The organism is Streptococcus alactolyticus (genome assembly GCF_042649785.1).
Classification (GTDB): domain Bacteria; phylum Bacillota; class Bacilli; order Lactobacillales; family Streptococcaceae; genus Streptococcus; species Streptococcus alactolyticus.
The window spans coordinates 1-17,721 of sequence record NZ_JBHRZX010000015.1 but is presented as its reverse complement, the minus strand read 5'-3'; the positions used below and the strand labels follow the sequence as shown (position 1 = coordinate 17,721).

Annotated in this window: 21 protein-coding genes and 1 pseudogene; 19 read left to right on the top strand and 3 right to left on the bottom strand. The window is 40.5% G+C overall.

What is annotated here, in order from left to right:
- The first annotated feature begins 197 nt into the window (after positions 1-197).
- The 5 genes and pseudogenes from pyrH to ACFORE_RS04555 all read left to right on the top strand — a co-directional run bounded on the left by pyrH (position 198) and on the right by ACFORE_RS04555 (position 3,292).
- Positions 198-935 carry a UMP kinase gene (pyrH, locus tag ACFORE_RS04575; RefSeq protein WP_167829326.1) on the top strand — a complete coding sequence of 246 codons (738 nt, stop codon included), beginning with the start codon at positions 198-200 and terminating at the stop codon, positions 933-935.
- Positions 936-985: 50 nt separating this feature from the next.
- On the top strand, positions 986-1,543 hold the full coding sequence (gene frr / locus ACFORE_RS04570; protein WP_154455438.1) for a ribosome recycling factor: 558 nt from the start codon (positions 986-988) through the stop codon (positions 1,541-1,543).
- A gap of 70 nt (positions 1,544-1,613) precedes the next feature.
- Positions 1,614-2,471 carry a CvfB family protein gene (locus tag ACFORE_RS04565; protein WP_154455437.1) on the top strand — a complete coding sequence of 286 codons (858 nt, stop codon included), beginning with the start codon at positions 1,614-1,616 and terminating at the stop codon, positions 2,469-2,471.
- Positions 2,472-2,569: 98 nt separating this feature from the next.
- Positions 2,570-3,080, top strand: a pseudogene (msrA, locus tag ACFORE_RS04560) (peptide-methionine (S)-S-oxide reductase MsrA).
- Positions 3,077-3,292 carry a YozE family protein gene (locus ACFORE_RS04555; RefSeq protein WP_294009884.1) on the top strand — a complete coding sequence of 72 codons (216 nt, stop codon included), beginning with the start codon at positions 3,077-3,079 and terminating at the stop codon, positions 3,290-3,292. Before msrA ends, ACFORE_RS04555 begins: the two are co-directional and overlap by 4 nt.
- A gap of 105 nt (positions 3,293-3,397) precedes the next feature.
- On the opposite strand, the gene ACFORE_RS04550 is transcribed toward ACFORE_RS04555, so the two are convergent.
- Complete coding sequence (locus ACFORE_RS04550) at positions 3,398-5,089, bottom strand: carboxylesterase family protein (RefSeq protein ID WP_294009887.1); 1,692 nt, start codon at positions 5,087-5,089, stop codon at positions 3,398-3,400.
- Between the two features lie 301 nt (positions 5,090-5,390).
- On the opposite strand from ACFORE_RS04550, the gene ACFORE_RS04545 reads away from it, so the two are divergent.
- From ACFORE_RS04545 to ACFORE_RS04485, 13 genes are all read left to right on the top strand, one after another.
- The gene (locus ACFORE_RS04545; protein WP_264879737.1) at positions 5,391-6,452 is read left to right on the top strand and encodes a PhoH family protein; all 1,062 of its coding nucleotides are present in this window, start codon (positions 5,391-5,393) and stop codon (positions 6,450-6,452) included.
- A 128-nt stretch (positions 6,453-6,580) separates the two neighbouring features.
- On the top strand, positions 6,581-7,075 hold the full coding sequence (gene ybeY, locus ACFORE_RS04540) for an rRNA maturation RNase YbeY (RefSeq protein WP_168260478.1): 495 nt from the start codon (positions 6,581-6,583) through the stop codon (positions 7,073-7,075).
- A complete protein-coding gene (locus ACFORE_RS04535) occupies positions 7,059-7,487 on the top strand; it encodes a diacylglycerol kinase family protein (RefSeq protein WP_154455431.1) in 429 nt (142 codons plus the stop codon). Before ybeY ends, ACFORE_RS04535 begins: the two co-directional genes overlap by 17 nt.
- Positions 7,488-7,533: 46 nt before the next feature.
- A complete protein-coding gene (gene era, locus ACFORE_RS04530; RefSeq protein ID WP_154455440.1) occupies positions 7,534-8,430 on the top strand; it encodes a GTPase Era in 897 nt (298 codons plus the stop codon).
- Positions 8,431-8,515: 85 nt separating this feature from the next.
- A complete protein-coding gene (mutM, locus tag ACFORE_RS04525; protein ID WP_154455430.1) occupies positions 8,516-9,337 on the top strand; it encodes a DNA-formamidopyrimidine glycosylase in 822 nt (273 codons plus the stop codon).
- Positions 9,322-9,930: a dephospho-CoA kinase gene (gene coaE, locus ACFORE_RS04520; RefSeq protein WP_167829325.1), complete on the top strand. Its 609-nt coding sequence runs from the start codon at positions 9,322-9,324 to the stop codon at positions 9,928-9,930. Before mutM ends, coaE begins: the two co-directional genes overlap by 16 nt.
- A gap of 96 nt (positions 9,931-10,026) precedes the next feature.
- Positions 10,027-11,235, top strand: a complete 1,209-nt coding sequence (locus tag ACFORE_RS04515; protein ID WP_478219193.1) for a multidrug efflux MFS transporter — start codon at positions 10,027-10,029, stop codon at positions 11,233-11,235.
- Positions 11,232-11,378, top strand: coding sequence for a 50S ribosomal protein L33 (rpmG, locus tag ACFORE_RS04510; protein ID WP_167829324.1), 147 nt, complete (start codon positions 11,232-11,234; stop codon positions 11,376-11,378). The genes ACFORE_RS04515 and rpmG overlap by 4 nt, the downstream gene beginning before the upstream one ends.
- A gap of 76 nt (positions 11,379-11,454) precedes the next feature.
- Complete coding sequence (secG, locus tag ACFORE_RS04505; RefSeq protein WP_154455427.1) at positions 11,455-11,691, top strand: preprotein translocase subunit SecG; 237 nt, start codon at positions 11,455-11,457, stop codon at positions 11,689-11,691.
- Positions 11,692-11,750: 59 nt separating this feature from the next.
- Positions 11,751-11,891: a hypothetical protein gene (locus ACFORE_RS04500; protein ID WP_154455426.1), complete on the top strand. Its 141-nt coding sequence runs from the start codon at positions 11,751-11,753 to the stop codon at positions 11,889-11,891.
- Positions 11,891-14,221 carry a ribonuclease R gene (rnr, locus tag ACFORE_RS04495; protein WP_293956856.1) on the top strand — a complete coding sequence of 777 codons (2,331 nt, stop codon included), beginning with the start codon at positions 11,891-11,893 and terminating at the stop codon, positions 14,219-14,221. The genes ACFORE_RS04500 and rnr overlap by 1 nt, the downstream gene beginning before the upstream one ends.
- Before the next feature lie 42 nt (positions 14,222-14,263).
- Positions 14,264-14,731, top strand: coding sequence for an SsrA-binding protein SmpB (gene smpB, locus ACFORE_RS04490; protein ID WP_154455425.1), 468 nt, complete (start codon positions 14,264-14,266; stop codon positions 14,729-14,731).
- Positions 14,732-14,886: 155 nt separating this feature from the next.
- On the top strand, positions 14,887-15,186 hold the full coding sequence (locus tag ACFORE_RS04485; RefSeq protein WP_154455477.1) for a bacteriocin immunity protein: 300 nt from the start codon (positions 14,887-14,889) through the stop codon (positions 15,184-15,186).
- A 42-nt stretch (positions 15,187-15,228) separates the two neighbouring features.
- Here ACFORE_RS04485 and ACFORE_RS04480 read toward each other — a convergent pair whose 3' ends face one another.
- On the bottom strand, positions 15,229-15,909 hold the full coding sequence (locus tag ACFORE_RS04480; RefSeq protein ID WP_154455476.1) for an NAD(P)H-dependent oxidoreductase: 681 nt from the start codon (positions 15,907-15,909) through the stop codon (positions 15,229-15,231).
- A 175-nt stretch (positions 15,910-16,084) separates the two neighbouring features.
- Between ACFORE_RS04480 and ACFORE_RS04475 the strand changes: the two genes are divergently transcribed.
- Positions 16,085-16,411, top strand: coding sequence for a DMT family transporter (locus ACFORE_RS04475; RefSeq protein ID WP_167829331.1), 327 nt, complete (start codon positions 16,085-16,087; stop codon positions 16,409-16,411).
- 38 nt (positions 16,412-16,449) lie between these two features.
- Here the strand turns inward: ACFORE_RS04475 and ACFORE_RS04470 are convergent, their stop codons facing one another.
- The gene (locus ACFORE_RS04470) at positions 16,450-17,535 is read right to left on the bottom strand and encodes a M24 family metallopeptidase (RefSeq protein WP_154455475.1); all 1,086 of its coding nucleotides are present in this window, start codon (positions 17,533-17,535) and stop codon (positions 16,450-16,452) included.
- Between the last annotated feature and the right edge of the window lie 186 nt (positions 17,536-17,721).

Below are 17,721 nucleotides of genomic sequence, written 5' to 3'. Positions count from 1 at the left end.
GACTTTTTGTATATACTCAAAAAGGCTCCATAATTTCCATGGTGGATTTACCCACTACAGAAATTATAGAGCCAAAATTTTTTAACGCTGTACCTTAGGGACTGGCGAGTATTGAATCGTTAAAAATGAGATATTTTGCTAGGTAAAATAAGCAATTTATGATAAAATAGTAGGGATAAAAGAAGGAGTAACGTGTAGTGGAACCTAAGTATAAACGTATTTTAATTAAGTTGTCTGGAGAAGCTTTGGCTGGTGATAAGGGTGTGGGTATTGACCTTGCCACTGTTCAAGCTATCGCAAAAGAAATTGCTGAAGTTCATGATTCAGGTGTTGAAATTGCCTTGGTTATCGGTGGTGGAAACCTTTGGCGTGGTGAACCAGCTGCGGCAGCTGGTATGGATCGCGTACAGGCAGACTACACTGGAATGTTAGGAACAGTCATGAATGCCCTTGTTATGGCTGATAGCTTGCAACAATATGGTGTGGACACTCGTGTTCAAACAGCTATCCCAATGCAAAATGTTGCGGAACCTTATATTCGTGGACGTGCCCTTCGTCATCTTGAAAAAGGTCGTATCGTTATCTTTGGTTCGGGTATCGGTTCACCTTATTTCTCAACAGATACAACAGCTGCCCTTCGTGCTGCTGAAATCGAAGCAGAAGCTATTTTGATGGCGAAAAATGGTGTTGATGGGGTTTACAACGCAGATCCTAAGAAAGATGCCAATGCAGTTAAATTCGACGAATTAACACACGTTGAAGTGATTAAACGTGGTCTTAAAATCATGGATGCTACTGCCTCTACCCTTTCAATGGACAACGATATTGACTTAGTTGTCTTTAACATGAACGAACCTGGTAACATCAAACGTGTGGTCTTTGGTGAAGCTATCGGGACAACGGTTTCTAACAAAGCAGACCACCACAACCATTAAGAGTTGGCTCTACTATTTAAAAAAACAAGAAACGAGGATAATACTGACTTATGGCTAATGCTATTATTGAAAAAGCGAAAGAACGCTTTGAACAATCACACAGTGCTTTGGCGCGTGAATTTGCTTCTATTCGTGCTGGACGTGCTAACGCGTCACTCTTAGACCGTATTCAAGTGGAATACTACGGCGCACCAACACCTTTGAACCAATTGGCTTCTATTACCGTTCCAGAAGCGCGTGTTCTCTTGATTTCTCCATTTGACAAATCTGTTTTGAAAGACATTGAGCATGCGATCAACGCTTCTGACCTTGGTATTAACCCTGCCAATGATGGTTCAGTGATCCGTCTTGTTATTCCAGCATTGACAGAAGAAACACGTAAAGATTTGGCTAAAGAAGTGAAAAAAGTTGGTGAAAGTGCCAAAATTGCTATCCGTAACATCCGCCGTGATGCGATGGACGAAGCTAAAAAACAAGAAAAAGCCAAAGAAATCACAGAAGACGAATTGAAAGTGCTTGAAAAAGATATTCAAAAAGTTACTGACGAAGCTGTGAAACACATTGACAGCATGACTGCTAACAAAGAAAAAGAATTGCTAGAAGTCTAATGTCATCTCTATAAGACAAAGGTAAGGGGGTGGAGATTCCACTCTCTTTTCTATGATAAAGGAAAAAAACATGAATAAACTACTTGCTACGGTTATCACTGGTTTGGTAATTGATGAAAATGCAAAAGCCTATTTTGTTCAAAAAGGTGGAGTGACTTTCACTTTGGATAAGAGCGAGGGTTCACACGCTATCGGAGATATGGTCAAGGGCTTTGCTTACACGGATTTGCACCAAAAAGCACGTCTGACAACTGCAGATGTGGCAGCAACACGCACTAGCTATGGTTGGGGCGTTGTGACAGAAGTGCGTCGCGACCTCGGTGTTTTCCTAGACACAGGTCTGCCAGACAAACAATTTGTCGTTTCGCTAGACGTTTTGCCTGATTTAAAAGAACTTTGGCCTAAGAAGGGTGACAAGCTTTATGTTCGTTTGGATGTGGATAAAAAAGACCGCATTTGGGCCATTCCAGCAGAACCTGAAGTTTTCCAAAAACTCTCAGGATCAGCTTATGACAATATGCAAAATGAGAAGTTACGCGCAATTGTTTACCGTTTGAAATTGTCAGGAACGTTTGTTTACCTGCCAGATAATAATATGCTTGGTTTTATCCATCCAAGTGAGCGCTATGCGGAACCACGTCTTGGGGAAGAAGTAACGGCTCGCGTCATTGGTTATCGTGCTGTTGACCGCACGCTAAACCTTTCGTTAAAACCGCGTTCTTTTGAAATGTTGGAAAATGATTCGCAGATGATTTTGACTTATTTGCAGTCAAATGGTGGCTTTATGACCTTGAATGACAAGTCATCACCAGAGGATATCAAGGCTACTTTTGGTATTTCAAAAGGACAATTTAAAAAAGCTTTGGGTGGTTTGATGAAAGCTAAGAAAGTCAAACAAGATGCCCTTGGAACAGAATTAATCGATTAAAGGCTTTATCAAAAAGAGTTGTGTTAGAAATGGTCTAACACGCTCTTTTTTTGAAAGTCTTATGTTATAATAGAAACATTATTTTTGGAGGTGCTAGAATGGAACGAGCGATTTTTGCAGGTGGGTGTTTTTGGTGCATGGTGCAGCCTTTTGAGGAATTAGATGGTATTTTATCTGTGCGTTCGGGCTACACTGGAGGTCATGTGCCTCATCCAACTTATGAGCAAGTCAAAGCCCACCAGACAGGGCATACCGAAGCAGTTGAGATTATTTTTGATGAGCACATTATTTCTTATGCGGATTTGATGGAGATTTACTGGGCACAGATAGATCCGACGGATGCGTTTGGGCAATTTGAGGACCGCGGTGATAATTACCGTCCTGTGATTTTTTATGAAAACGACAAGCAACGTCGCATCGCAGAGCAATCCAAACAAGCCCTACAAGAGTCAGGACGTTTTCATTCACCTATCGTGACGACGATTGAACCTGCACAAGCATTTTACGTGGGCTGAGGACTATCACCAAGGTTTCTACAAAAAGAACCCTGAACGCTATGCCCAAAGTAGCGCCATCCGACATCAGTTTTTAAAGGAGTATTGGCAATGAGAAAATCATTTTATACCTGGTTAATGACCCAGCGTAACCCCAAAAGTCACGAACCTGTCGCTATTTTAGCGGACTTGGTATTTGAAGATTCAACTTTCCCAAAGCATAGCGATGATTTTGAAGTTATCAGCACTTATTTGGAAAATGAGGCGGACTTCACCTTCAATCTTAGTGAATTTGACCAGATTTGGGAAGATTATTTAGCACATTGAGAGGTTATAACCTCTCTTTTTTAGCACTTTTTCTAATAAATGAATTATTGGTATTATTGTTAATATAAAAGCAATAGCACTAAGGCTATTGCTTTTAATTATGAGTTAATTTTTAACAACTTGCTCTTCTTGACTAGAATAGATTTCATCAAGAGGAGCGGAGAACCAGCGACCACTTAATACAGTTGTATTCAATTCATTTTTTACCCCTTCAGATAAGGTAGTGTCCGCTTGCATTTTTTCTAAAATATCACTGGCAGTCTCACTATCAGTCGCTGCTTTAATGTCTTTAGCATTTTTAGTAGCAGAAATTGATAGGACTTCGCTTTGCTCTGACCATTTTGGCCAATTAACCAAATTTTTATCGTTTGGATTACCTGAGGCTAAGAAGTTTTTCAGGTAAGCCTTAAAGTCACTTGACATGTCCTTAGCACCATCGTTATCAAATTCTTCTCCAATAAATGCAGCATAGTTTGACGGAGTTTGAAGCATTGCTTTAAAGATACCGTGAAAAGCTCCTAGAGTTGATGCTAATTGAGGTGTTACATTTGAATCATCGCCATAGAAAATTTCTGAAATATAGATATCTGAATTATGTTTTCCTGCTAATTTTCGTGCACTGTCAACCCCATTTGAAAGTCTGTAAAGTTGACCACCGTAATTTCTTGAATAGTCAAATTCTGCTTGTTTTTGTTCATCTTGGAATAAGTCCCCACTATTAAAATCCTCTGCGAAGCGCTCATCTGATGCAATAAAGAGTGAAAATTCATTAGTTCCAGTGACAAGCATAAGCGGCACATCGTTGAATGTTTCAGTCTCAAAGCCTTCTTCTGGAATAACAGTTCCATCTTTATAAAGATGTGGGAAAACAGACATGCGAATACCTGCATTTCCCATAAGTGGAGCTAAACGATCAGCAGAAAGATTTTTGAGATAATCAGCAACTTCATTATTATCTTCGAGGAGCCAGTTTTTAGCATCTTCTTCAGTTGGTTGTAGGCCATCTTCAACAACTAAAGGTGCAATAGCTGTTGCGAAAATCTCTTGACTTTCCTCTTCATCTGAAAGTGTCATTCCACCGCTAAAGGAGATAGCCTTGTCATATTTTCCTTTGAAAGTAGGTGAAATTAAAGTGGCCATAACATCTCGACCTCCTGCTGAAAATCCAGCTAAGGTCACATTCTCTTTGTTACCACCGAAGGTTTCAATATTCTTTTCTACCCAGTCTAGTGCTTGAGCGATATCCAGTAACGCAAAATTACCAGAATTTTCTTCATCTGATCCAGTTTTTAAAGCATCCAGAGGATTGAAACCTAATGCTCCTAATCGGTAATTAACAGACACATAGACTGCGTTTAAATCATTTGCGAGAGTATTTCCTTTGATTTCCTGAGCATGACCAGTTTGGTTGTTACCACCATGTAAAAAGACTAAAACTGGTAAATCTGTTTCATCTGTATCAGGACGTACAATATCTAAATTTAATTCATTTTCAGAGCCGACGACTTCGTTATTAGAAAATTGAATATCTTTTTCTCCGTATTCTGTTGCATCAAAAGTATCGTCCCATTTATCTACTTCTTTTGGAGCTTGCCAACGTTCAGCTTGTGCATAAGGAACGCCTAGCCATTCTAAAGCATTATTTTCCGTATCTTTTTTCCCTTTGATATTTCCAGTTTCAATAGTTTGTGTAGTTGATTGATTAAAGGTATCAGCACTTTCAGTACTTTTATGACTACATGCTGTTAAAGTTAGCACAGCGCTAAACGCGATCAGACCCATTATCGTTTTTTTCATGATGTTTCCTTTCAGTTATCAGATAGAAATAAGTGCATCAATAAGTTGGAATTGTTTATCTTAGCCTTATATTATAATTTACTTCTCATTTATCCAACCGATTACTTATTATTTAGTGAGATAGTATCATTTTTTAGTGGCTTAGTATCAATGAGATATATATTGTATTAGGAATTTTCTTATTGTTCATTTAGCACCGCCATTTTCAATAAAGATAAGCAAGAAATCACGCAAGTCGTGATTTTTTGTGGTAAATGAGCTATAATAGGTTTATCAGATACAAAAGAAAGAGGGACTCTATTTGCAAGAGTATTCGACTGAGATTACGTTAAGCCATCCAGATGATGTGTTGGCTTTGTTTGGCTCAAATGAGCGTCATTTAAAATTGATTGAAGATAACTTGGGCGTCATTATCCACGCACGAACTGAGCGGGTGCAGATTTTAGGGGGTGATGAAGATAGTGTCGAATTAGCCCGTCTGACCATTCAAGCTTTGTTGATTTTGGTGAGACGTGGCATGCTCATCAACACTTCAGATGTGGTGACGGCTTTGAGCATGGCACAAGATGGTTCGGTAGATAAATTTGTTGCCCTATACGAAGAAGAAATTATCAAGGACAATTCAGGCAAGCCTATCCGTGTTAAGACTTTGGGGCAAAAGGTTTATGTCGATAGTGTCAAATCACATGATGTTGTGTTTGGGATTGGACCTGCGGGGACTGGTAAGACCTTTTTGGCGGTGACCTTGGCAGTGACGGCTCTTAAACGTGGTCAGGTTAAACGCATTATTTTGACGCGTCCAGCCGTTGAAGCTGGTGAAAATCTAGGTTTTTTGCCTGGTGATTTGAAGGAAAAAGTGGACCCTTACCTTCGTCCTGTTTACGATGCCCTTTATCAAATCTTAGGCAAGGAGCAAACCACTCGTCTCATGGAGCGCGACATTATTGAAATTGCTCCGTTGGCGTATATGCGTGGTCGGACGCTTGATGACGCTTTTGTCATTTTAGATGAGGCCCAAAACACGACCATCATGCAAATGAAGATGTTCTTGACTCGTCTAGGTTTCCACTCTAAGATGATTATCAATGGAGATACTAGCCAGATTGATTTGCCTAAAACAGTCAAATCAGGTTTGATTGACGCGACTGAAAAGCTCAAACACATCAAGCAAATTGACTTTGTGCATTTCTCAGCAAATGACGTGGTGCGTCATCCTGTCGTGGCTGAAATTATCAACGCTTACGAGTCTGAGCAAGCACCTCAAGTTTCGCCTGAGCAGAGACACGCTCAAAATGAATCGAACTTTGCCAATTATGAAACCATCGGCGAATTGCCCAAAGAGGTAGATACGACAGATAACTAATTGCTTAACCAAAGACTTCTTGTTTTCCAAGAAGTCTTTTAAAATGGGGAATTGGGACATAAAATAGCACTCCAACACTTATTGTGGTATAATATCATTGACAAGAATACAGTTGAAAGAAGAATATTATGTACGTTGAAATGATAGATGAAACTGGTCAAGTTTCAGAAGCCATCAAGAAACAAACGCTTGATTTATTGGAGTTTGCTGCTGAAAAGACAGGTAAAGAAAACAAGGAAATGTCTGTGACTTTTGTGACAAATGAACGCAGTCACGAATTGAACTTGAAGTATCGTCATACAGATCGTCCAACGGACGTGATTAGCTTGGAGTACAAGCCAGACTCAGGTCTGTCATTTTCAGAAGAAGATTTGAAAGACAATCCTGAATTGGTCGAAATGCTCGACGAATTTGATGCTTATATTGGAGAGTTGTTCATTTCAGTGGATAAGGCGCGTGAGCAAGCCGAAGAATATGGTCACTCTTTTGAACGTGAAATGGGATTTCTTGCGGTTCATGGTTTCTTACACATCAATGGTTACGATCATTACACACCAGAAGAAGAAAAAGAAATGTTTACGTTACAGGAAGAAATTTTAACCGCCTATGGACTCAAGAGATAAGCATTCCCCAAAGAAGTGGAAGAACCGTACCCTAGTATCAAGTTTAGAATTTGCGATTACTGGGATTATTACCGCGTTAAAAGAAGAGCGCAATATGCGCAAACACATGTTTTCAGCGATTTTAGCCTGCATGGCAGGTGCGATTTTTCGTATTTCAGCTGTCGAGTGGCTCTTTTTGCTGTTGGTCATATTTTTAGTGATTACGCTTGAAGTCGTTAATTCGGCTATTGAAAATGTTGTGGATTTAGCCAGCAACTACCATTTTTCCATGTTAGCGAAAAATGCTAAGGACATGGCTGCTGGTGCTGTTTTATTGATGTCAGGATATGCAGTGATTACGGGCTTGATTATCTTTGTCCCAAAACTGCTAAAATTCTTTGAACTTATCCTTAGTGATAAGAGCTTATGGTAGATGATGGAAAGGAGTAGGACGTTGTGAGATGCGTCCTTATTATCTTATGTTTAAATCAGGTTTTGTTGCTATTTTAGGTCGTCCAAATGTTGGAAAATCAACCTTTTTAAATCGTGTAATGGGTCAAAAAATTGCGATTATGAGTAATAAAGCTCAAACAACGCGTAATAAAATCATGGGGATTTACACGACAGAAACAGAGCAAATCGTCTTTATCGACACACCAGGTATTCACAAACCTAAGACGGCTCTAGGCGATTTTATGGTGGAATCAGCTTATAGTACCTTGCGCGAAGTGGATACGGTACTCTTTATGGTGCCTGCCGATGAAAAACGTGGTAAGGGCGATGACATGATTATCGAGCGTTTGAAAGAAGCTAAGGTGCCTGTTATCTTGGTTATCAACAAAATTGACAAGGTTCATCCTGACCAATTGTTGGAGCAAATCGATGATTTCCGTGACCAAATGGATTTCAAAGAAATTATCCCAATTTCAGCCCTTCAAGGTAACAATGTGGATAGATTGTTGACTATCTTGACTGAGAATTTGGAAGAAGGTTTCCAATATTTCCCAGAAGACCAAATAACTGACCACCCTGAACGTTTCTTGGTATCTGAAATGATTCGTGAAAAAATCTTGACCCTCACTGAACAAGAAGTGCCACACTCAGTTGCTGTTGTGGTGGATTCGATGAAACGCGACCCTGAAACGGATAAAATTCACATTCAAGCAACTATCATGGTGGAACGAAACAGCCAAAAAGGCATTATTATCGGGAAACATGGTGCCATGTTGAAAAAAATTGGTACTTTAGCTCGCCGTGATATTGAAATCATGCTCGGTGATAAGGTTTATCTTGAAACATGGGTTAAAGTCAAGAAAAATTGGCGTGATAAAAAACTAGATTTGGCGGACTTTGGCTATAACGAAAAAGAATACTAAAAGAGATAGCTTTTGCTAAACTCTGAGATCTTACAGAAAGGAAAATCAAGCAGTCTAAAGGTTTAGGCTGCTTGCTAGTGTTGTTATGCCTGAATTACCTGAAGTTGAAACCGTTAGACGCGGTTTGGAAAAGTTGATTTTGGGGCGTAAAATTGAAGCCATTGACGTGCGTGTGCCTAAACTGATAAAGACAGGTGTCGAAGCCTTTGAAATAGACCTAATTGGGCAAACGTTTCAGGCCATTGGCCGCCGTGGTAAATATTTGTTGCTGCAATTAGATAGGCAAGTGATTGTGTCCCATCTGCGTATGGAAGGAAAATACCTGCTTTTTCCACAAGAAGTTCCTGAAAACAAGCATTTTCACGTCTTTTTCACGTTAGATGATGGCTCAACCTTGGTTTACCAAGATGTCCGCAAGTTTGGCACAATGGAATTGTTGTTGCCTGAGCAAGTTGAGCCTTATTTCCAAAAGAGGAAGCTTGGACCAGAGCCAACCAAAGCGGCTTTTGATTTAGCAACTTTTGAAAAGCAACTGGGACAATCAAAAAAACTGATAAAACCGCATCTTTTGGACCAAACGTTGGTGGTTGGCTTGGGTAATATCTACGTCGATGAGGTGCTTTGGGCAGCAAAAATTCATCCAGAACGTGTGAGTTCGACTTTGACAAGTCCTGAAATCACCTTGCTTCATGACGAGATTATTCGTATTTTGCAGTTGGCCATTGAAAAAGGTGGAACAACGGTTCGAACGTATCAGAATGCCTTTGGTGAAAATGGCCGCATGCAGGATTTTTTGCAGGTTTATGGCAAAACAGGTCAGCCTTGCCCACGTTGTGGAACGCCTATTGAAAAAATCAAGGTGGGCGGGCGTGGCACGCATATTTGTCCGAGGTGCCAAAAACGATGACGAAGATAGTTGGTATTACAGGCGGTATTGCTTCTGGCAAATCAACGGTGGTAGCCCAGCTTCGCAAACACGGTTATCAGGTGATTGACGCTGACCAAGTGGTGCATGACTTGCAAAAAAAAGGTGGCAGGCTGTATCAAGCTTTGTTTGATTGGCTAGGTGATGCCATTTTACAGGACAATGGTGAACTTGACCGTCAAGCCTTAGGGCAAGCAATTTTTGGAAATCAAGAGATGATGGCCAAGTCATCTGCTTTGCAAAACGATATTATTCGTCAGGAACTCGCCCAACGTCGTCAGGAACTTGCCAAAACGGAAAGCCTCTTTTTCATGGACATTCCCTTGTTGATTGAGTTGGATTATGTGGGTTGGTTCGATGCCATTTGGTTGGTGGTTGTGGACGATGAAACGCAGTTAAATCGCTTGATGGCGCGTAATCATCTCACGTTAGCTGAGGCCAAAAAGCGTATGGCTAGCCAAATGCCGACCAAAGAGAAACTGGCTTATGCGGACCATATCTTAGATAATAATGGCGATAAAGCTGCCCTAGAGAAGCAAGTAGAAGCTCTATTGACAGACTTATCCCAACCTTAGCTTTTTACGCTGTAAAAACAATTTCTTGTATAATCACTTTTCCATTAAGAAAAAAGTGTGCTATAATATCAATGATTTTTTTAGAAAGAAGGGGTTATTATTAGTCGCGAAGTTAATTGGCAACAAAATCTCCGTATAGCTTGGCTCGGTAATTTCTTTACTGGGGCAAGTTTTTCACTTGTTATGCCATTCATGATTGTGTATATTGAGGAATTAGGCGCTCCTAAGGATATGATTGACTGGTACGCTGGTTTGGCGGTTTCGCTGTCGGCACTAAGTTCAGCCTTGATTTCACCAGTGTGGGGGCGTTTTGCGGACCGTTATGGTCGTAAGCCAATGATGGTGCGGGCAAGTTTGGCCATGACCTTTACTATGGGGGGGTTAGCCTTTGTTCACAATGTGTATTGGTTGTTGGCTTTGCGCGTGTTAAATGGTTTGCTTTCGGGTTATGTGCCCAATTCAACCGCTCTGATTGCTAGTCAAGTTCCCAAAGAACGTTCGGGTTATGCTCTAGGAACCTTAGCAACAGGGGTTATTGGTGGAACCTTGGTGGGTCCTTTAATTGGTGGGGTATTAGCTCAGTGGCTAGGTATCCGCCACGTTTTTTTATTGGTCGGCTTTATCTTGTTACTTTGTAACTTGTTGACTTTCTTCTTTATCAAGGAAGATTTCAAGCCTGTTACCAAGGAAAAAGATTTATCAACCCGCGAAGTGTTTGAAGCAATTAAAGACAAACAAATCTTGATTGGCTTGTTTATCACCAGCATGACCATTCAAATTTCTGCGCAATCCATTGCTCCAATTTTGACCATGTACATTCGTCATTTGGGGCAAAAAGAAAATCTGATGTTTGTTTCAGGATTGATCGTTTCGGCGTTAGGTTTCTCAAGTATGCTTTCTAGCTCAAGCCTTGGAAAACTTGGGGATAAGATTGGTAACCACCGTTTGTTGCTTATTGCTCTTTTTTATAGTTTTTGCATGTATATCTTATCAGCCCTCTCCCAAAATACCCTCCAATTGGGAATTGTGCGTTTCTTCTACGGTTTTGGGACAGGGGCTTTGATGCCAAGTATCAATTCGCTTTTGAATAAGATTGCACCACGAGAAGGGATATCGCGAATCTTTAGTTACAATCAAACCTTTAGTTACTTAGGACAAGTTATTGGGCCATTCATTGGTTCAGCTGTTGCCACAGGTCTTGGCTATCGTTCAGTCTTTTATGTAACCAGTCTGATTGTCCTAGCCAACTTTGTGTGGAGTTTGATTACCTTTAGAAAATATTTAACAGTTAAGGAAATAGTGTGAGAGTAAAGATTCATTTAACGTGTAGCAGTTGTGGTCAAAAAAATTATCTGACCAGTAAAAACAAAACCACCCATCCAGAACGGATTGAGGTACCCAAATATTGTCCAAAAGAACGAAAAGTGACCCTACATATTGAATCTTGATAAGTTTTATGTTAAAGTAGTATTGACCATAGTGTAGGAAGGAAAAAAGAATGCTTCGGTATTCTTGATGGCATAAATGTACGACTTTTTATTAACCGTTTTACTGATTTTATCAGTTATTATTGTGATTTCGATTTTAATGCAACCACAAAAGAATCCAAGTAGCAATGTCTTTGATAGTAATAGCTCTGAAGCTTTGTTTGAGCGTACAAAGGCACGTGGCTTTGAAGCATTCATGCAACGTTTTACAGCCATTTTGGTTTTCTTTTGGTTAGCCATTGCTTTAGTACTAGCAATCTTATCAAGTAACTAGATAGCGGTTAGGGACGGACTTTGTCTTAGCCGCTCATCTTGAATGGTGTCTAAGAACTCATGAGCTGGTCAGTCAGCTCATTTTTTATTATGAATGAAAGTGGTAAAAGCGAGTTCACAGTACTTGCTTTTCCAAATCAAGAGATTAAAGGTGAGGATATAAAAGGCTTTTTAGAGGAAAAAGCCAAAAAAGCAGTATGATGAATGACAAAATTATAACGTATTTAGAAACACGAGAAAAAGTGACGGTGAATGAATTAGCCGAGGCTTTGGAGATGACTGGAGCTAAGAAATTTCCTAAGCTGATTAAGGAAATTTCAACCCTTGAAAGTCAGGGAAAGTTGCGTTTTAATGACGCTGGTATGCTATCTTTGCGTAAGAAACAAGAAAAGAAAAAAGAAGTTACCGTTACAGGGATTTTTCGAGCAAATAAGGCTGGCTTTGGCTTTTTAATCGTTGATGAGAATGAAGACGATATGTTTATCGGTCGCAATGATGTTGGCTATGCGATTGATGGGGATACGGTTGAGGCAGTCATTAAAAAGCCTGCTAACCGTTTGAAAGGAACAGCTGCTGAAGCTAAAATTGTTGGCATTGTGGAACGCAGCCTGAAGACTGTTGTGGGGAAATTTATCCTCGATGATGAAAAGCCAAAATATGCTGGTTACATCAAATCTAAAAACCAAAAAATCCAACAAAAAATTTACATCAAAAAAGAGCCCGTGGTCTTGGACGGAACTGAGATTATCAAGGTAGATATTGACAAGTACCCAACGCGTGGCCACGATTATTTTGTCGGTCAAGTGCGTGATATTGTGGGACATCAAGGCGATGTGGGGATTGATGTCTTGGAGGTCTTGGAATCGATGGACATCGTGTCTGACTTTCCAGATGATGTGCTTGCGGAAGCCAATGCTGTGCCCGATGCACCAACAGACAAAGATTTGATTGGGCGAGTGGATTTGCGTCAAGAAGTGACGTTTACCATTGACGGTGCGGATGCCAAGGACTTGGACGATGCCGTACATATTAAATTGCTTGATAATGGCCATTTTGAATTGGGTGTGCATATTGCGGACGTATCTTATTATGTGACAGAAGGCTCTGCCCTAAACCGTGAGGCAGTGGCGCGTGGAACTTCTGTTTATGTAACGGACCGTGTGGTACCTATGCTGCCTGAGCGTTTGTCAAATGGAATTTGTTCCCTCAATCCAAATGTGGACCGTTTGACGCAATCTTGTCTGATGGAAATCGATCGCAAGGGTCGTGTGGTCAATCACCAAATTTGCCAATCAGTGATTAACACCACTTTCCGCATGACTTATAGTGATGTCAATGCTATCCTTGCTGGGGATGACGAATTGGCAGAAAAATACCAGCCGATTGTTGAATCGATTCACCACATGGCTGATTTGCACGCCATTTTGGAGAAAATGCGTGTGCGTCGTGGGGCTTTGAATTTTGATACCAATGAGGCAAAAATTATCATCAATGATAAAGGGATGCCTGTGGATATCGTCTTGCGTCAGCGTGGTGTAGCTGAACGCATGATTGAGTCTTTCATGTTGGCAGCCAATGAAACCGTAGCAGAACATTTCTCAAAACGCAAATTGCCTTTTATCTATCGTATTCACGAAGAGCCTAAAGCAGAGAAATTGCAAAAATTCCTTGATTATGCAAGTATTTTTGGCATTCACATTCATGGGACGGCCAATAAAATCACCCAACAAGCCTTGCAAGAATTCATGGCTAAGGTGGAAAATAAGCCAGGTGCAGACGTTTTGAACATGATGTTGCTGCGTTCGATGCAACAAGCCCGCTATTCAGAACACAATCATGGGCATTATGGTCTGGCAGCAGAGTATTATACCCACTTTACCAGCCCAATTCGCCGTTATCCTGACCTTCTGGTTCACCGCATGATTCGCGAATACACGCAGGTCACTGATGAGAAAATCGAGCATTTCAGACAAGTTATCCCTGAATTAGCCACTTCCTCATCAACCCTTGAACGCCGGGCTATCGACGCTGAACGCGTAGTAGAAGCTATGAAAAAAGCAGAATACATGGAAGAATACGTTGGCGAAGAGTTTGAAGGTGTGGTATCTAGCGTTGTCAAATTTGGTCTGTTTATTGAATTGCCAAATACCATTGAAGGGTTGATTCACATCACGACTCTCCCAGAATTTTACAACTACAATGAGCGTACCATGACGCTGCAAGGTGAGAAGTCTGGCAAGGTCTTTCGTGTGGGGCAACCAATTAAGATTAAGTTGGTTCGTGCCGACAAGGAAACAGGCGACATTGACTTTGAATACCTACCAAGCGAGTATGACGTGATTGAAAAAGTGAAAAAATCCCGTAAGGACCGCTCTAACAAGGACAAACGCCGACCAAAATCAGACCAAGCAAAGGACCACAAATCTAAAAAACGCAAAGGCTCTAAACCAGCTAAAAAAGCATCTAAAAAATCAGGTAAGAAACCTTTTTACAAAGAGGTTGCCAAGAAAAAAAAACGTAAAAAGAAATAAGTCGCTATAACGTGACGACAAAGGTTCAAGAGAGGTATCGCTATGCCAAAAGGTGAAGGAAATGTCGTGGCCCAAAATAAAAAAGCTCGTCATGACTATAACATTATTGATACAATTGAAGCAGGAATAGTCCTAACAGGGACTGAAATCAAAAGCGTTCGTGCTGCTCGTATTCAACTAAAGGACGGCTACGCTCAAATTAAAAACGGAGAAGCTTGGCTCATTAATGTCCACATTTCTCCTTTTGAGCAAGGGAATATCTGGAATCAAGACCCCGACCGCACTCGAAAATTATTGCTGAAAAAACGTGAAATTGACAAATTAGCCAATGAATTAAAAGGAACAGGGATGACCCTCGTTCCTCTCAAGGTTTATTTGAAAAATGGCTTTGCTAAAGTCTTGCTCGGTGTGGCAAAAGGAAAACACGATTACGATAAGCGCGAATCCATCAAACGCCGCGAACAAGACCGCGATATCAAACGCCAAATGAAAAATTTCAATGCACGTTAATCACCATAAAAAAGCTCCGTGGTGAGCTTTTTTTGTTTTTAGAACCGTTTAGGACTTAAAAATAACCGTTTGTGACTAAGCTGTCCATTGTTTTGAAAAGTGTGCTATACTAGTAAGCATTAAGAAGATACCGAAAGGTGATAGAAGGGGTGATTATGATGGGAATAAAATGGTTTTCAGGTGGTAAAGAGAGAAGAGAGGCAGCCTTGCCTATTTTTGAGGAATTAATCGCATCAATGGCAAATGATAGAAAAAAAGAGCCTTTGAAGGCACTCTTGGTCAAGTACCGTCAGGAATTAAAAACAAGTGGTACCTCAACGCCTTTTATCTTTAATCAAATGAACATCGAACTGGTAAAGGTCATGGCAGATAATCACATTGTTTTATCCAAAGAACAATCCGACTTATTTAAAGCTTTGCAGCAGCTATCGGCTATCCGTTATGGTTATTATTAAGCAGTTAAAAAGGCTAGGACACAAGTCCTAGCCTTTTGGTTTTTAATCCCACCAAGTGATGACTTCTTCGCGTGGTTTGCGTGAGCGTGGGTGTTTTGGGTCACGGAGGCGATAGCCAAAGGATACCATGCTGGCAATGCCTTCTTTGTCAGGGTCAATGATGCCTTCCTGAGCCAAAATAGTATTGACCTTGTCATAGTTGAAGCCCTCAATCGGGCAAGAATCAATGCCAATCATGCTAGCTGTGGTCATCATATTGCCAAGAGCGATGTAGGTTTGCTTTGCTGTCCAATCAAACAAGGCTCTTGAATTATCAGCCATCTTCATGTCGTTTTTTTGGAAAGATTTATAAGTCGCCAAGCGAGCATTGAGCTCTTCCTCACCAATAAACCCACGACGAATCAAGCTTTCTTTGACCGATTCAGAATCGTAGCGGGCATTTTTTTCTGCAAGGAGCAAGACAAAATGACTAGCAGTGTCCAGCTGGTATTGGGCACCCCAAGCGACGGCATTGAGTTCTTGACGCAGTTTGGCAATGTGTGGACGGTCCAAGACGACAAAACGCCAACCTTCTAATCCGATAGAAGAAGGGCTTAGCCAAGCACTATCCAAAATAAATTCCATATCCTCACGCGAAATGGCTTTGTCATTATAGACACGAACGGCCACGCGGTTATCAAATGCAGCACGAACGGTTTCTTTGATGGTTTCTTTAGATGTCATTGTCACATTCCTTTCTAGTTAATCATTGTTACTAAAATGACCATATCATTAGAATTAAGACTTGTTTTTTTTACCTATTTAAAATAAAATAGGGTTATCTATCTTTTATTTTACCACAAGAGATGCAAAACGTAGATACAATAGATAAAGCAAGACATAAGGAGGTCAATCAGTTGTGTCGTATATCTACCTGTTTATCGCGATAATAGGTGAGTTGTTGGGGACAACATTGTTAAAAGTATCAGAAGGGTTTAGTAAACCCTTACCTGGTGTATCAGCCCTGTTGAGTTATGGAGTGTGTTTCTTTTTCTTGTCATTAGCCATGAAAAAAATTCCACTGGGGATTACCTATGCCACTTGGTCAGGTGTTGGTTTGCTAGTAACGGCTGTTATTTCCATCTTGGTTTTCAATGAAAAGCTCAATCTTTACACCATTATTGGTTTGGGCTTGATTATTGTCGGAGTCTTGATGGTTAATTTGCTAGGAAATGCAGGGCATTAACAAAAAAACGTTCAGATGTTGAACGTTTTTTCTTGTGTTTAGCCTTCAAAGTAAAGTAATTCTTTTGGTGTTTGGGTAAAGACTTCAAACCCTGATTTGGTCACATGACCGCAATCTTCAATACGAACCCCAACTTTACCAGGAATGTAGATACCAGGTTCAATAGAGAAGCACATGCCTTCTTCGATAACCAAGTCGTTTCCTGCCATGATTGATGGGAATTCGTGCACGTCCATACCGATTCCGTGTCCAAGACGATGGTTGAAGTATTCACCGTAACCTGCTTTTTCAATCACATTGCGAGCCGCAGCATCGACTTCAGCAGCGGTTACACCTGGTTTGATAAAGTCTTGAGCGGTTAATTGGGCTTCCAAGCAAAGTTCGTAAATGTCTTTTTTGAATTGGTCTGGTTTGCCGACCGCAACAGTACGCGTCATATCACTAGTGTAACCCAGCGTTTCAACACCAAGGTCAAAGAGCAAAAGAGCGTTGTTTTCGATTTTGTTGGTACCTGGAATACCGTGTGGGTTGGCAGCGTTATTACCAGTCAAAACCATAGTATCAAAACTCATTTTGTTGATGCCTTGTTTTTTCATTTCAAACTCAATCATCGCGATGATGTCTGTTTCGGTATTGTTGAGTGAAATGTTGTCAAATCCTACGTGAACAGCCTTATCCGCAAATTGTCCAGCAACCAACATTTTGTCGATTTCGTCTTGTGATTTGATGAGGCGCATTTTTTGAATAAACGGTGTCAAGTTTTCAAAATGCCCATCAAAAACAGTTTGCAAGCCTTGGAATTTGGTTAGATTAAGGTTGTCAAATTCTGCAAAAATTTTGCTGCTGTCAGTTGATGGCAAATCTGCTTTGATTTTTTGCCAAGGGTTTTCAGAATCCACATAGCCAAAAACAGTGAAATCAAGGACTTGGCTAGCGCGTGCCACTTCTAGTGCTGGAACAAAAAGCACAGGGTCACGGTCACTGTAAACAAAGAGGAACATTTGGCGTTCATGTGGGTCACAGTAAAAACCAGTCAAATAGTTGACCGTTACAGGGTCAGAAAAAACCGCAAGGTTAGCTTTTTCTTGCTGAAGATAAGAACGAATTTGTGTTAATTTAGACATAAGAACCCTTCTTTCTATTACTCACATTTTTTCAAAAAAAAGTAAAAAAATCAAGTCTTTCTTGAAAAAAATAAAGATTAGAGATAGCTGCAAAACGGCGCCAAATTTCAAGTTCAAATTAGCCAGCCTGTAAAAACTCTTTAGGAGATTTATAATTGAATAGTTTCTTTGGATAGTTGTTAATCC

Bases quoted from the DNA above. Each gene is read 5' to 3' on its own strand.
- frr (WP_154455438.1), top strand. From the start codon at position 986: ATGGCTAATGCTATTATTGAAAAAGCGAAAGAACGCTTTGAACAATCA.
- ACFORE_RS04565 (WP_154455437.1), top strand. From the start codon at position 1,614: ATGAATAAACTACTTGCTACGGTTATCACTGGTTTGGTAATTGATGAA.
- ACFORE_RS04555 (WP_294009884.1), top strand. From the start codon at position 3,077: ATGAGAAAATCATTTTATACCTGGTTAATGACCCAGCGTAACCCCAAA.
- ACFORE_RS04550 (WP_294009887.1), bottom strand. From the start codon at position 5,089: ATGAAAAAAACGATAATGGGTCTGATCGCGTTTAGCGCTGTGCTAACT.
- ybeY (WP_168260478.1), top strand. From the start codon at position 6,581: ATGTACGTTGAAATGATAGATGAAACTGGTCAAGTTTCAGAAGCCATC.
- ACFORE_RS04535 (WP_154455431.1), top strand. From the start codon at position 7,059: ATGGACTCAAGAGATAAGCATTCCCCAAAGAAGTGGAAGAACCGTACC.
- era (WP_154455440.1), top strand. From the start codon at position 7,534: ATGTTTAAATCAGGTTTTGTTGCTATTTTAGGTCGTCCAAATGTTGGA.
- mutM (WP_154455430.1), top strand. From the start codon at position 8,516: ATGCCTGAATTACCTGAAGTTGAAACCGTTAGACGCGGTTTGGAAAAG.
- secG (WP_154455427.1), top strand. From the start codon at position 11,455: ATGTACGACTTTTTATTAACCGTTTTACTGATTTTATCAGTTATTATT.
- ACFORE_RS04500 (WP_154455426.1), top strand. From the start codon at position 11,751: ATGAGCTGGTCAGTCAGCTCATTTTTTATTATGAATGAAAGTGGTAAA.
- rnr (WP_293956856.1), top strand. From the start codon at position 11,891: ATGAATGACAAAATTATAACGTATTTAGAAACACGAGAAAAAGTGACG.
- smpB (WP_154455425.1), top strand. From the start codon at position 14,264: ATGCCAAAAGGTGAAGGAAATGTCGTGGCCCAAAATAAAAAAGCTCGT.
- ACFORE_RS04485 (WP_154455477.1), top strand. From the start codon at position 14,887: ATGATGGGAATAAAATGGTTTTCAGGTGGTAAAGAGAGAAGAGAGGCA.
- ACFORE_RS04480 (WP_154455476.1), bottom strand. From the start codon at position 15,909: ATGACATCTAAAGAAACCATCAAAGAAACCGTTCGTGCTGCATTTGAT.
- ACFORE_RS04470 (WP_154455475.1), bottom strand. From the start codon at position 17,535: ATGTCTAAATTAACACAAATTCGTTCTTATCTTCAGCAAGAAAAAGCT.